Below are 13392 nucleotides of genomic sequence, written 5' to 3' on the forward strand. Positions count from 1 at the left end.
CGTGGGCCGACGGCCGGACACCGTTGTCCGGCCAGATCGCCGCCACCCTACCGGCGGGCGGCGGCCCGGCCGAACCCGGCGTCCGACTGCTGGACACCCCGTGACCCGCCGATGTCAGGCGGGCTGGGTCGCCGCGGCGACCCGCTCGGCGCGCAGCGCCTCGTACCACCGGTCGTCGGTCGGCGGCAGCGCGTTGACGTCGAGCGCCAGCTTCAGCAGCAGATCGGCGATCTGCGGATTGCGCGCCATCACGGGACCGTGCATGTACGTACCGAAGACGGTGCCGTTGTACGCGCCCTCCGTACCGTCGCCCGTGCCGTTGCCCCGGCCGAGCTGGACCCGCGCGAACGCGCGGGCCGACGGGCCGAGGTGCGTGATGCCCTGGTGGTTCTCGAACCCGGTCAGCTGCGGGAGGTTGAGCTGCGGGTCGATGTCCGCCAGTACGTCACCGACGCACCGCTCGCCCTCGCCCCGGGTCGAGACCACGTCGAGGAGCCCCAGACCGGCCTCACGCTCGCCGAGGTCGTTGACGAACTCGTGGCCCAGGATCTGGTAGCCGGCGCACACCGAGAACACGATGGCGCCGTTGGAGACGGCCCGGCTGAGCCCGCCGTCCCGGCGCAGCCGCTCCGCCGCGAGCCGCTGCGGCCGGTCCTCACCGCCGCCGATCAGATAGATGTCGCCGGACGTCGGCACCGGCTGGTCGCTGCGCACGTCCACGCGGGTGACGCCCAGCCCGCGCTGCCGGGCCCGGCGCTCCACGACCAGGGCGTTTCCCTGGTCGCCGTACGTGCTCAGCAGGTCGGGGTAGATCCACACCAGCCGCAGGCTGTTGTCACTCATTCTCGCTCGTTCTCCAGGGGTCCGAGGTGTCCAGTTCTCCGGCACGGTGTCAGTTGCCCACTCTTCGGCGCAGGTCCTGGAACGAGGTGTAGTTGGCGATGGCCTCGATCCGTCCCGGCGGCGCCATCTGCACGGCCTCGTCGGCGGTCTCGCAGACCCGGAAGTCCAGACCGGCCACTTCGAGGCGCACGGCGAGGTCGAGCTTCCGGTCGCCGATCACGAAGATCGGGTGACCGGCGAGCCGCGTGTAGTCGACGTCCCACAGCCACGAGGTGTCCGTACCGTCGGCGCCCCGGGCGTTGACGGCGAGGATCACCGGGGTCGGCGGCGGGTCGATGAGGGAGAACGTCTCCAGCCAGCCCGCGGGGTTCTTCGCGAGCAGCAGCCGCAGATCGCGGCCGAGGAAGGACACCACGTCGTACCGGCCGGCCACCGCCTGCACCTGGTACATCCGCTCCAGCGCCACCTGCGGCGGCACCCCGAAGGTCGCCACGACGGCGGCGGACGTCGCCGCGTTCGCCTTGTTGGCGCGCCCCGGCAGCTGGAGGTGGATCGGCCAGGCCGAGCCGTGCGGGTCCAGTACGTGGTCGCCGTGGAGCGCCCAGCTCGGCGGCGGCCTGCGGAAGCCGCACTCGCCGCAGAACCAGTCGTCGCCGGGGCGCTGCATCACACCACCGCAGGAGGGGCAGGACCAGGCGTCGTCCTTCCACTCCTGCCCGGCCGCCACCCACACCACGTTGGGCGAGGAGGAGGCGGCCCAGACGATCAGCGGGTCGTCGGCGTTCGCGATGACGACGGCCTTCGTACCGGCCAGGCCCTCCCGCCACTTCTCCGCGAGCATCCGGGTCTCCGCGGCGCGGTCGAGCTGGTCGCGCGAGAGGTTGAGCAGCGCGATCGCCTTGGGTGTCGTGTCGCGCGCCACCCCGGCGAGGTACTTCTCGTCGACCTCGATCACGCCGAACTTCGCGTCGGAGCCGCCCGCCAGGGCCGAGGTGATCCCGGCCGGCATATTGGCGCCGAGCGCGTTCGACACCACGGGCCCGGCGGCCCCCAGGGCCTCGGCGATCAGCCGGGTCGTCGTCGTTTTGCCGTTGGTCGCCGACACGAGGATGACGTCGAGGTGCTGCGCCAGCCGCCCGAGCAGATCCGGGTCGAGTCTGAGCGCCACCTTCCCGCCGATCACCGATCCGCTGCCGCGCCCAGCGGCGCGCGACACCGCCGCCGCGGCCTTGCCCGCCGTCACGGCCAGCTTGGCCCGCGGGGACAGCGGGTCCGTGTTGCCTGACATCGCCTTGATCCTCCTTGCGTCGGTCCGTGGGTCAGCCTATCGAGATCCGGCCAGGGGCCCGAACCACGGCACCGGGCGGAAGGCGGGGATGAGTGTGGACCGTACCCTGAGTGACATGCGAAACCGTTCGATCCCCGGCAGTTCCGGGCGAGTACGAGCCATGAGAATGCTCGGAGATCCCGTACTGCACGCTCCCTGCGAGCCCGTCACGGACTTCGGTCCCGCGCTCGCCGAACTGATCGAGGATCTGTTCGCGACGATGTACGAGGCCCGGGGCGTCGGGCTGGCGGCCAATCAGATCGGTGTGCCACTGCGGGTGTTCGTATACGACTGCCCCGACGACGAGGACGTCCGCCATCTCGGACACGTCGTCAATCCGCGGCCGGCCGTCACGGACGGCATCGCGCTGCGCGGCCCCGAGGGCTGTCTGTCGCTGCCGGGCATCGAGGCGGGTACGGAGCGGGCCGACCACGCGGTGGTGGAGGGCGTCACCCGGGAGGGGGAGCCGGTACGGATCGAGGGCACCGGGTTCTTCGCGCGCTGTCTCCAGCACGAGAGCGACCATCTGGAGGGCCTGGTCTACCCGGACCGGCTGACCGGACGGCGGCGCGCCAAGGTGCTGCGGACGGCGGCGCGGGCGCCGTGGGCCGGCGCGTCCGGTTCGTACGGCTCTTCCGGTTCGTACGGCTGAGGTTCCCGGCATGTCCGGCGGCCGCTCAGAACCCGGGGCCGCCCGGACGGTCGTCGACCGCCGCCAGCCGCCCCCACAGCAGATCCGCCAGGCTGCGCACCAACTGGGCACGGGTGCAAGGGCGTTCGCCGAGCCACCAGTCGCCGGCGCCGTGCATCATGCCGACGATGCCATGGCCCCAGACCCGGGCGAGCTGCTCGCTGTCCGGGCCGAGATCGACGCGTTCCGCGATGACCTTGGCCAGTTCCTCACCCAGCCGGCGCAGCAGCGGGGCCGAATGGCGGCCCACGTCGAAGCCCTGCTCGGGCAGTTGGGTCTCCTCGGCCGGATGCATCAGGAACCGGTACACCTGGGGCCGTGCCTCGATCGCGGCGAGATACGTGTCGAGCGTGGCCTCGACGCGCTCGCGCCGCTCGGCCGGGGCGTCGAGCGCGGACCGCAGGGCGTCCAGCAGCGCGTCGGTGTGGCGCTTGGCGAGCGCCCGGTACAGGCCGCCCTTGTCGCCGAAGTGCCGGTACAGGATCGGTTTCGTGATCCCGGCCTCGGCGGCGATGGCGTTCATGGAGGCGTGCGGGCCGTCCCGCAGGACCACCCGGTCGGCGGCCTCCAGCAACTGCCGGCGCCGCTGCCGCGCCGATCGCTGCTGCTCGGCCTGGTGTGTGGTCTCCATGGGTGATGTCTCCCCGCCCGTGCGATCGCCTCGTGCACCGCCAACCGCGATTGCCGGTACGCCCCGGAAACGTAACACCCCGGCCGTGGTCGACGCTGATCGCGAGGTGGCCGGTTGACATCGCCTACTTGTGAGTAACAGACTGTTGTTACCGCAAGTAACATTTCTGTGCGACGCAGTGCTGGAGGGAACATGACCGAGTTCACGCTCGATCTCAACGACGACCAGAGGCAGGTACGTGACTGGCTCCACGGCTTCGCCGCGGACGTCATCCGCCCGGCCGCGGCCGAGTGGGACGAGCGTGAGGAGACGCCCTGGCCGGTCATCCAGGAGGCCGCCAAGGTCGGCATCTACTCCCTCGACTTCTACGCCCAGCAGTTCTTCGACCCCACCGGGCTCGGCATTCCCATGGCGATGGAGGAGCTGTTCTGGGGCGACGCCGGTATCGCGCTCTCCATCGTCGGCACGGGCCTCGCGGCCGTCGGAGTCCTCGCCAACGGCACCGAGGAGCAGGTCGGCACCTGGATCCCGCAGATGTACGGCGACGCCGACGACGTGAAGCTCGCCGCCTTCTGCTCCTCGGAACCCGACGCCGGATCCGATGTGTCGGCCATGCGCACCCGCGCCGTCTACGACGAGGCGAAGGACGAGTGGGTGCTCGACGGCACCAAGACCTGGGCGACCAACGGCGGTATCGCCAACGTCCATGTCGTGGTCGCCGTCGTCGACCCCGCACTCGGCTCGAAGGGCCACGCCTCCTTCATCGTGCCGCCCGCCACCCCCGGTCTCTCCCAGGGGCAGAAGTTCAAGAAGCACGGCATCCGCGCCTCCCACACCGCCGAAGTCGTCCTGGACGGCGTCCGGGTCCCCGGCCACTGCCTCCTCGGCGGAAAGCAGAAGCTGGACGAGCGCCTCGCCCGCGCCCGCGAGCGCGCGGCGTCCGGTGAGGGCGACGGACGCGTCAAGAACGCCGCCATGGCCACCTTCGAGGCGTCGCGCCCCGCCGTCGGCGCCATGGCGGTCGGCACCGCGCGCGCGGCGTACGAGGTCGCCCTCGACTACGCCACGACCCGCAGCCAGTTCGGCCGCCCGATCATCGACAACCAGGGCATCGCCTTCCAGCTCGCCGACATGCGCACCCGGATCGACGCCTCCCGGCTGCTGGTCTGGCGCGCGTCGTGGATGGCGGCCACGGGCAAGGCGTTCACCTCGGCCGAGGGCTCCATGTCCAAGCTGTTCGCCAGCGAGACGGCCAAGCAGGTCACCGCCCAGGCCGTACAGATACTCGGCGGCAACGGCTTCACCCGCGAATACCCGGTCGAGCGCATGCACCGGGACGCCGCGATCTACACGATCTTCGAGGGCACGAGCGAGATCCAGCGCCTGGTCATCGCCCGCACCCTGTCGGGCGTGCAGATCCGCTGAACCGGGACCCGGGGGTCACGCGGGCAGCTGGGCCTCGATCGCCGCGACGACCTCCGGGGCCTCCGGCTCCGTGCGGGGGCGGATCCTGGCGACGACCTCGCCCTCCGGGGAGAGCAGGAACTTCTCGAAGTTCCACTGCACGTCGCCGGCCGCGCCCTCCGCGTCCGCCGCCCGGGTCAGCTCCGCGTAGAGCGGGTGCCTGTCCTCGCCGTTCACGTCGGTCTTCTCCAGCAGCGGGAAGCTCACCCCGTACGTGGCCGAGCAGAACGTCTGGATCTCCTCCGCGCTGCCGGGCTCCTGCCCCGCGAACTGGTTGGACGGCACGCCGAGGACCGTGAAGCCCCGGTCGCCGTAACTCTGCTGGAGCCGCTCAAGACCGGCGTACTGCGGGGTGAGCCCGCACTTGGACGCGACGTTCACGACGAGGACGGCCCGGCCCGCGTAGGCGGCCAGGGACGTGGGCTCACCGGTGAGGGTGCGCAGCGGAATGTCGTACAGAGCCATCGGGATCTCCTCGGTTTCCGGCGTTCTTCCCTCATTGTGGACCCGTCGGTGATCGCGGCGGCGGGCGGGCTGGTAGAGGTGGGGGGTGGACGAATCCCTGAACGAGCCCCGGCTGCCCGGCGCGGAACCCGACGGCCCCGCCGTGCCCGGCGGCGACGCCGTCCGCCGCGAGGTGCGCTGCCGGATGTGCGGCAGACCATTGCGGGGTACGGCATCACGCCGCAGCGGCCTCGGCCCCTCCTGCGACGCCAAGCTCCATCCGCCCGCGCCGGAGATCAGGACCCGGCGGCGCGAGGCCGAACAGGACCCGATCCCCGGCGTCTGAACAGGGCGTACGCCCGCGCGGGTCAGGTCGCGGTGGCCGCCGCCGCCGCGCGTCCCGCCGCCCGGCCGGAGAACAGGCAGCCGCCCAGGAAGGTGCCTTCCAGCGACCGGTAGCCGTGCACCCCGCCGCCGCCGAACCCGGAGACCTCACCCGCCGCGTACAGCCCGGGAACCGGCGCGCCGGCCGCGTCGAGGACCCGGCCGGACAGATCGGTCTGGAGCCCGCCCAGGGTCTTGCGGGTGAGGATGTTGAGCCGTACGGCGATCAGCGGCCCGGCACTCGAATCCATGATCTTGTGGGCCGGGGCGGTACGGCTGAACAGGTCCCCGGTGTACTTCAGGGCGTTGTGGATCCCCATCACCTGGACGTCCTTGGTGTAGGGATTGTCGATCTGCCGGTCCCTGGCGTCGATCTGCCGCTTGAGGTCGGCCAGGTCGATCAGGCCCTTGCCGGTCAGCCTGTTCATGCCGAGGACCAGCTCGGACAGGGTCGAAGCGACGACGAAGTCGACACCGTTCTTCTTGAACTTCTCGATCGGCTCGGGCGTCTGCCAGACCCGCGAGAGGGTCAGCAGGATGTCCTTGTTGGTGAGATCCGGATTCTGCTCGGAGCCGGAGAGCGCGAACTCCTTCGCCAGGATCTTCTGCGTCGTGACGAACCAGGAGTAGTCGTACCCGGTGCCGGTGATCGCCTTGAGCGTGCTGAGGGTGTCGTAGCCGGGGAGATCGGGCGCCGGGAAGCGCTTGCCCGTGGCGTCCAGCCAGAGCGACGAGGGGCCGGGCAGAATGCGGATGCCGTGCTTGGCCCAGATCGGGTCGTAGTTCCGCAGTCCCTCGGTGTAGTGCCACATCCGGTCGGGGTTGACGATCCGCCCGCCGGCCCGCTCGGTGATGGCGAGCATCCGGCCGTCCACGTAAGCGGGCACCCCGGTGATCATGTTCTCGGGCGGGGCGCCGAGCCGGGCCGGCCAGTTCTGCCGGATCAGCTCGTGGTTGGCGCCGATGCCGCCGGAGGTGACGATCACCACCGGGGCGCGCAGCTCGAAGTCACCGACGACGGTACGCGAACTGGCCTTGCCCCGGGCCGCGTTGCTCGGCTCCAGGACCGCGCCCCGGACACCGCTGACGGCGCCGCCGGTACGCACCACCTCATCGACGCGGTGCCGGAACCTGAACGTCACCCGGCCGCGGGCCACCGCCGCCCGTACCCGCTTCTCGAACGGCTCGACGACGGCAGGGCCCGTGCCCCAGGTGACATGGAAGCGCGGTACGGAGTTGCCGTGGCCGTCCGCCAGACCGCCGCCGCGCTCGGCCCAGCCGACGATCGGGAACCAGCGCACCCCTTGCTGGTAGAGCCAGGACCGCTTCTCCCCGGCGGCGAAGTCCACATAGGCTTCCGCCCACTTGTACGCCCAGTAGTCCTGCCCACCGGGATCGGTGGTGCCCCGGTCGAAGCCGGCCGCGCCCTGCCAGTCCTGCCACGCCAGCTCACGGGTGTCCTTGATCCCCATCAGCCGCTGCTCGGCCGAGTCGACCAGGAACAGCCCGCCGAACGACCAGAACGCCTGCCCGCCCAGATTGGACTCCGGCTCCTGGTCGAGGAGCAGCACCTTGCGCCCGGCGTCCACGAGTTCCGCCGTCGCGACCAGCCCGGCCAGCCCGCCGCCGACGACGATCACATCGGCGTCCGCCGACTCGGCCGCGTACGCCGCGGTGACCTGGGGGAGGGCGGCGGCGCCGGCGAGTACGCCGCCCGCCACCGTGAGCGCGCGGCGACGGCTGAACAGGGCCGAATCTGCGGGCTTTTCCATCGGGTTGCCTTCCGGAAGGGGGTACGGAGGGTGCCGTCCCGGGAGCAGCGCTGTTACCGTGCGGTAGCTCACATCTCATCAGGCCGACACCGGGCGGTGGTAGGCGCCGGGAGCCAACGTGGCGGCCCTCTCGTTGTACGCCGGGCACAGCGCGCGAACGGATCCGGCGGATCTCCCGGACCGGACGGAGACGGAGAAGGGCGGGGCGCATGACGGTCACGCATCGACGCGAGCCGGTCACCGACATCCTGCGGGCCATGGCCGCCGACGCCGACGTCTGCGGCGAACTGGTCCACGCGGCGCGCAGCCGCTCGCCCGAGGTGGCGCGGCTCGCCGAGGCGGAGACCCACCGCCATGTCGCCGCGATGATCGCCCAGGCCGGTGGCTGGTTCGCCACCTTCGGCCGGATCGAGGAGCAGGACTTCGCCGCCGCCCTGCTGCTGGGCGGGGACCGGGCGGGCCAGGGCGTCCCGGTGACCGCCCTGCTGCGCGGAGTCCAGGCCGCGCTCACCCGCGCCGCGGAGATCACCGTCGACCGCTGCCGGTCCGCCGGGGTGCCGGACGGCTCGCTGCTCACCGCCGTACTGCTGCTGAAGGAGTACGGCGACGCGGTCGAGCGGCAGGTGATCCACGGATACCGCGCCGTGGAGCTGGGGCCGCCGCCCACGGCCGCCGAGATCCGCGCCCGGCTCCTGCGACGATTACTGGTCGGCGGCGCCGCCCCGGCCGCCGGGGAGGCCGAAGAGCTGGCGAAGGCGGGCATCCACCGGGACACGCCGGTGCACTGCCTCGCCACGGACGCGGCCGACCCCGCGCCGGTCCGGCTCCTCACCCGCAGGCTCTCCTGCTCCGGCGGCCTCTTCGGGCTGGTCGACGGGCGGCTCGCGGGCCTGTCCCGCCGGATCCCCCCGGCCGACGAGATCGGTACGGGCACGCTCGCCGTGGTCTCTCCCGCCGTCCCCCGGGAGGAGCTCCGCCCGGTGCACCGGCTCTGCGTCCGTGCCCTGGACATCGGCGGCCGGCGCGGGCTGCGCGGACTGTACGGGCTCACCGACTTCGCCGGCGAGATCGCGCTCGACGGCCAGCCGCTGCTGGGCACCTGGCTCGGCGACCGGCTGCTGGGCTCCCTCGACCGGTCGGACGGCTTCCACCGGCAACTCGCGCTCACCGCGCTGACGTTCCTCGAACACGGACAACGTCTCGACCGGACCGCCGCGATCCTGTTCACCCACCCCAACACCGTCCGCTACCGGCTCGGCAGGCTCCAGCGGATCACCGGGCGGTCGCTGACCGACACTCCGGCCGGCGGCCGCCCCGGCCCCCTGGACACCCTGCACTGGTGGTGGGCGCTGACCGCCTGGCTCCGTACGCCCCCGACGTCCACGGCCGTGTCAGGACCACCCGCGACGAACGGCTGAAACAGCTGCCCGCCCGGTCAGAGGTCACCCGACGGGCTCTCAGCCCTCCAGCCTGCGGAACAGGCCCTCCTGCACCACCGACACCAGCAGTCGGCCCTCCCGGTCGTAGATCCGCCCGCGCGCCAGTCCCCGGCCGCCCGTCGCGATCGGGGACTCCTGGTCGTACAGGAACCACTCGTCGGCGCGGAACGGGCGGTGGAACCACATCGCGTGGTCCAGCGACGCCATGTCGAAGCCGCGCGGGCCCCACAGCGGCTCGACCGGGATGCGCACCGCGTCCAGGAGCGTCATGTCGCTCGCGTACGTCAGCGCGCAGGTGTGCACCAGCGGGTCGTCGCCCAGCGGGCCCACCGCGCGCATCCACACCGCGCTGCGCGCGTCCGCGTTCCGGATCTCCTGCCGCGTCCAGCGCAGCCGTTCCACGTACCGGATGTCGAAGGGCTGGCGCCTGGCCATGCGCTCGAACGACTCGGGCAGCCCGCCGAGGTGCTCGCGGACCTCGTCGGCGACCGTGGGCAGCGACTCGGGGTCGGGGAACTCCAGCCGGGGCGGCAGCTGGTGTTCGAAGCCGCCCTTCTCCGGCTGGTGGAAGGAGGCCGTCAGGTTGAAGATCGTGCGGCCCTGCTGGACGGCGGTGACCCGGCGGGTGGTGAACGAGCGGCCGTCCCTGATCCGTTCCACCTGGTAGACGATCGGGACGCCCGGACGGCCGGGGCGCAGGAAGTAGGCGTGCAGCGAGTGGACCGGCCGGTCCCCGTCGGTGGTACGGCCGGCCGCCACCAGCGCCTGGCCCGCGACCTGCCCGCCGAAGACCCGTTGCAGGGACTCCTCGGGGCTGCGCCCCCGGAAGATGTCGACCTCGATCTGCTCCAGATCGAGCAGATCGACCAGCCGTTCGGCGGGGTTCGTCATGTGCGTTGTTCTCCGTTTTCTCAAGCCTCCGGCCGGATGGCTCAGAGCTGTCCGACCGACGTGACCCGCACGACGGCCAGTCCTTCCTCGTCGGAGGCCGCGAGATCGACCTCCGCGCTGATACCCCAGTCGTGGTCGCCGTTCGGGTCGGCGAAGGTCTGCCGGACCCGCCACAGACCGTGCGCCGGGTCCTCCTCGATGGCGAGCAGCTTCGGCCCGCGCGCGTCGGGTCCCGTACCGAGGTCCTCGTACTCGTCCCAGTAGGCGTCCATCGCCTCGCCCCACCGGTCCGCGTCCCAGCCCGACTCGTTGTCCAGCTCGCCCAGGTCGTAGAACCTGTCCAGCGCGGCCAGCTCGACCCGGCGGAACATCGCGTTGCGCACCAGCACCCGGAAGGCGCGCGCGTTGGCCGTGACCGGCCTGACCTGGTCGGCCTTCTCCCGCGCCTCCTCGGCGGTCTCGACCTCGGGGTTGGCCAGCTGCTCCCACTCGTCCAGCAGACTGGAGTCCACCTGGCGGACCATCTCGCCCAGCCAGGCCGTGAGGTCCTCCAGATCCTCCGACTTGAGATCGTCCGGAATGGTGTGTTCCAGCGCCTTGTACGCGCCCGCCAGATAGCGCAGCACGATGCCCTCGGTCCTGGCCAGCTCGTAGTGCGAGGTGAACTCGGTGAAGGACAGGGCGCGTTCGTACATGTCGCGGATCACGGACTTCGGCGAGACCGGATGGTCGCCGACCCACGGATGGCTGGTGCGGTAGGTGTTGTACGCGTGCACCAGCAGCTCTTCGAGCGGCTTGGGGTACGTGACGTACTGGAGCCGCTCCATCCGCTCCTCGTACTCGATCCCGTCCGACTTCATCGCGCCGACCGCCTCGCCGCGCGCCTTGTTCTGCTGCGCGGCCAGGATCTGGCGCGGGTCGTCGAGCGTCGACTCGACCACCGAGACCATGTCCAGGGCGTACGAAGGCGATTCGGGGTCCAGCAGCTCGAACGAGGCCAGCGCGAACGTCGACAGCGGCTGGTTGAGCGCGAAGTCCTGCTGGAGGTCGACGGTCAGCCGGACGATACGGCCCTCCGCGTCGGGCGTCTCCAGCCGCTCCACCACACCGCCGTCCAGCAGCGAGCGGTAGATGGCGATCGCCCGCCGGATGTGCCGCAGCTGCTGCTTGCGCGACTCGTGGTTGTCCTCCAGCAGATGGCGCATCGCCTCGAAGGCGTTGCCCGGCCGGGCGATGACCGACAGCAGCATGGTGTGGGTGACCCGGAAACGCGAGGTCAGCGGCTCGGGATCGGAGCCGATCAGCTTGTCGAACGTCGTCTCCGACCAGGCGACGAAGCCCTCGGGGGCCTTCTTGCGCACCACCTTGCGGCGCTTCTTGGGATCGTCGCCCGCCTTCGCGAGCGCCTTCTCGTTCTCGACGACATGCTCGGGGGCCTGCGCGACGACCAGCCCCGCCGTGTCGAACCCGGCCCGCCCGGCCCGGCCCGCGATCTGGTGGAACTCCCGGGCGCGCAGGGTGCGTACGCGATTGCCGTCGTACTTGCTGAGCGCGGTGAACAGCACCGTACGGATGGGGACGTTGACGCCGACGCCGAGGGTGTCCGTACCGCAGATGACCTTCAGCAGCCCGGCCTGGGCGAGTTTCTCCACCAGCCTGCGGTACTTGGGCAGCATGCCGGCGTGGTGCACGCCGATCCCGTGCCGTACATAACGGGACAGGTTCCGGCCGAACTTGGTGGTGAAGCGGAAGTTGCCGATGAGATCGGCGATCCTGTCCTTCTCCTCGCGCGTGCACATGTTGATGCTCATCAGCGACTGCGCCCGCTCCACGGCGGCGGCCTGCGTGAAGTGCACGATGTAGACCGGCGCCTGCCGGGTCTCCAGCAGCTCGGTCAGCGTCTCGGTGATGGGGGTGAGACGGTACTCGTACGTGAGCGGTACGGGCCGGGTCGAGGACCGTACGACGGAGGTCGGCCGGCCGGTGCGGCGGGTCAGGTCCTCCTCGAAGCGCGAGACGTCACCGAGGGTCGCCGACATCAGGACGAACTGGGCCTGCGGCAGTTCCAGCAGCGGGATCTGCCATGCCCAGCCCCGGTCCGGCTCCGCGTAGAAGTGGAACTCGTCCATGACGACCTGGCCGATGTCGGCGTACTTCCCGTCGCGCAGCGCGATGGACGCCAGCACCTCCGCCGTACAGCAGATGACGGGCGCGTCCGCGTTGACGGAGGCGTCGCCGGTCAGCATGCCGACGTTCTCCGTGCCGAAGATCTTGCACAGGTCGAAGAACTTCTCCGAGACCAGCGCCTTGATCGGCGCGGTGTAGAAGGTGACCTTGTCCTGAGCCAGTGCCGTGAAGTGCGCACCCGCCGCGACCAGGCTCTTTCCCGAGCCGGTGGGGGTGGAAAGGATCACATTGGCTCCGGAGACCACCTCGATCAGCGCCTCCTCCTGCGCCGGATAGAGCGTGATGCCCCGGTCCTCGGCCCAGGAGGAGAAGGCCTCGAAGAGGGCATCGGGGTCGGCATCCGGCGGCAGCTGATCGATAAGGGTCACGCCCCCATCTTGCCTGTCTTCCGTCCGGATGCGGGAACCGGACGGCCGGACGAAGATCATGGGCGATACGCTGGCCCGTCAACTGGGCACCAGGACAGTGGGCTTCACCACGAGCCACACACCGGGCCGCACCACAACTGCGATGGACGGGTACGACCATGATGGGACCGGCACACTCTCTGTCAGGGGCAGCGGCCTGGCTGGGGGCGGGCGCCGCGGCGGCCGCATTCGATCACGCCATGCCCTGGCCGGTACTGGTCGTCGGCGCGCTGATCTGCTCGGGCGCCGCGCTCGCCCCCGACCTCGACCACAAGGCCGCGACGATCTCCCGGGCGTTCGGCCCGGTGTCCAAGACGCTCTGCGAGGTCGTCGACAAGCTGTCGTACGCCGTCTACAAGGCGACCAGGAAGCCCGGTGACCCGCGCAGGACCGGCGGCCACCGCACGCTGACCCACACCTGGCTCTGGGCGGTCCTGATCGGCGCCGGCGCCTCCGCCGTCGCGTACACCGGCGGGCGCTGGGGCGTGCTCGCCATCCTCTTCGTCCATATGGTGCTGGCGGTCGAGGGCCTCCTCTGGAAGGCCGCCCGGGTCTCCAGCGACGTCCTGGTCTGGCTGCTCGGCGCCACCAGCGCGTGGATGCTCGCAGGCATCCTCGACGAGCCGGGCAACGGGGCGAACTGGCTGTTCACCGCACCGGGCCAGGAATACCTCTGGCTCGGGCTGCCGATAATCCTCGGCGCGCTCGTGCACGACATCGGCGACGCGCTGACGGTCTCGGGCTGCCCGGTCCTGTGGCCCATCCCGATCGGCCGCAAGCGCTGGTACCCGCTGGGCCCGCCGAAGGCGATGCGCTTCAGGGCCGGCGCCTGGGTGGAGGTGAAGGTGCTGATGCCCGTCTTCATGGTCGCGGGCGGGATAGGCGCCGCGTTCGCCCTCAACCTCGTCTGAG

General features: G+C 71.1%; 12 protein-coding genes. 5 read left to right on the forward strand and 7 right to left on the reverse strand.

The genetic code is table 11. The features are described 5' to 3' along the window. Window positions 1–114 precede the first annotated feature (114 nt). Both OG627_RS31060 and OG627_RS31065 read right to left on the reverse strand, forming a co-directional pair. Entirely contained in the window at window positions 115–843 is a 729-nt protein-coding gene (locus tag OG627_RS31060; protein ID WP_329070784.1) for a type 1 glutamine amidotransferase, read from the reverse strand. Window positions 844–892: 49 nt separating this feature from the next. Continuing rightward, window positions 893–2131, reverse strand: a complete 1239-nt coding sequence (locus OG627_RS31065) for a Mur ligase family protein (RefSeq protein WP_329070786.1) — start codon at window positions 2129–2131, stop codon at window positions 893–895. 115 nt (window positions 2132–2246) lie between these two features. Between OG627_RS31065 and def the strand changes: the two genes are divergently transcribed. Further along, the gene (gene def / locus OG627_RS31070) at window positions 2247–2822 is read left to right on the forward strand and encodes a peptide deformylase (RefSeq protein ID WP_329070788.1); all 576 of its coding nucleotides are present in this window, start codon (window positions 2247–2249) and stop codon (window positions 2820–2822) included. A gap of 25 nt (window positions 2823–2847) precedes the next feature. On the opposite strand, the gene OG627_RS31075 is transcribed toward def, so the two are convergent. Beyond that, entirely contained in the window at window positions 2848–3492 is a 645-nt protein-coding gene (locus OG627_RS31075; protein ID WP_329070790.1) for a TetR family transcriptional regulator, read from the reverse strand. Between the two features lie 192 nt (window positions 3493–3684). On the opposite strand from OG627_RS31075, the gene OG627_RS31080 reads away from it, so the two are divergent. Then, on the forward strand, window positions 3685–4917 hold the full coding sequence (locus OG627_RS31080) for an acyl-CoA dehydrogenase family protein (protein ID WP_329070792.1): 1233 nt from the start codon (window positions 3685–3687) through the stop codon (window positions 4915–4917). Window positions 4918–4932: 15 nt separating this feature from the next. Here the strand turns inward: OG627_RS31080 and OG627_RS31085 are convergent, their stop codons facing one another. Next, window positions 4933–5421, reverse strand: a complete 489-nt coding sequence (locus OG627_RS31085) for a glutathione peroxidase (protein ID WP_329070793.1) — start codon at window positions 5419–5421, stop codon at window positions 4933–4935. An 85-nt stretch (window positions 5422–5506) separates the two neighbouring features. On the opposite strand from OG627_RS31085, the gene OG627_RS31090 reads away from it, so the two are divergent. Further along, entirely contained in the window at window positions 5507–5746 is a 240-nt protein-coding gene (locus tag OG627_RS31090; protein ID WP_443073569.1) for a DUF6011 domain-containing protein, read from the forward strand. Between the two features lie 22 nt (window positions 5747–5768). Here OG627_RS31090 and OG627_RS31095 read toward each other — a convergent pair whose 3' ends face one another. Next, the gene (locus OG627_RS31095) at window positions 5769–7556 is read right to left on the reverse strand and encodes an FAD-binding dehydrogenase (protein WP_329070795.1); all 1788 of its coding nucleotides are present in this window, start codon (window positions 7554–7556) and stop codon (window positions 5769–5771) included. A 209-nt stretch (window positions 7557–7765) separates the two neighbouring features. Here OG627_RS31095 and OG627_RS31100 point away from each other — a divergent pair, with 209 nt between their 5' ends. Continuing rightward, window positions 7766–8974, forward strand: a complete 1209-nt coding sequence (locus tag OG627_RS31100) for a helix-turn-helix domain-containing protein (RefSeq protein WP_329070797.1) — start codon at window positions 7766–7768, stop codon at window positions 8972–8974. Between the two features lie 39 nt (window positions 8975–9013). On the opposite strand, the gene OG627_RS31105 is transcribed toward OG627_RS31100, so the two are convergent. Both OG627_RS31105 and OG627_RS31110 read right to left on the reverse strand, forming a co-directional pair. Beyond that, window positions 9014–9886: an acyl-CoA thioesterase gene (locus OG627_RS31105; protein WP_329070799.1), complete on the reverse strand. Its 873-nt coding sequence runs from the start codon at window positions 9884–9886 to the stop codon at window positions 9014–9016. 41 nt (window positions 9887–9927) lie between these two features. Next, window positions 9928–12501, reverse strand: coding sequence for a DEAD/DEAH box helicase (locus OG627_RS31110; RefSeq protein WP_329070801.1), 2574 nt, complete (start codon window positions 12499–12501; stop codon window positions 9928–9930). A gap of 98 nt (window positions 12502–12599) precedes the next feature. Between OG627_RS31110 and OG627_RS31115 the strand changes: the two genes are divergently transcribed. Next, a complete protein-coding gene (locus OG627_RS31115) occupies window positions 12600–13391 on the forward strand; it encodes a metal-dependent hydrolase (RefSeq protein ID WP_329070803.1) in 792 nt (263 codons plus the stop codon). The last annotated feature ends 1 nt before the right edge of the window (window position 13392 follow it).

This window comes from Streptomyces sp. NBC_01429 (assembly GCF_036231945.1).
Classification (GTDB): domain Bacteria; phylum Actinomycetota; class Actinomycetes; order Streptomycetales; family Streptomycetaceae; genus Streptomyces.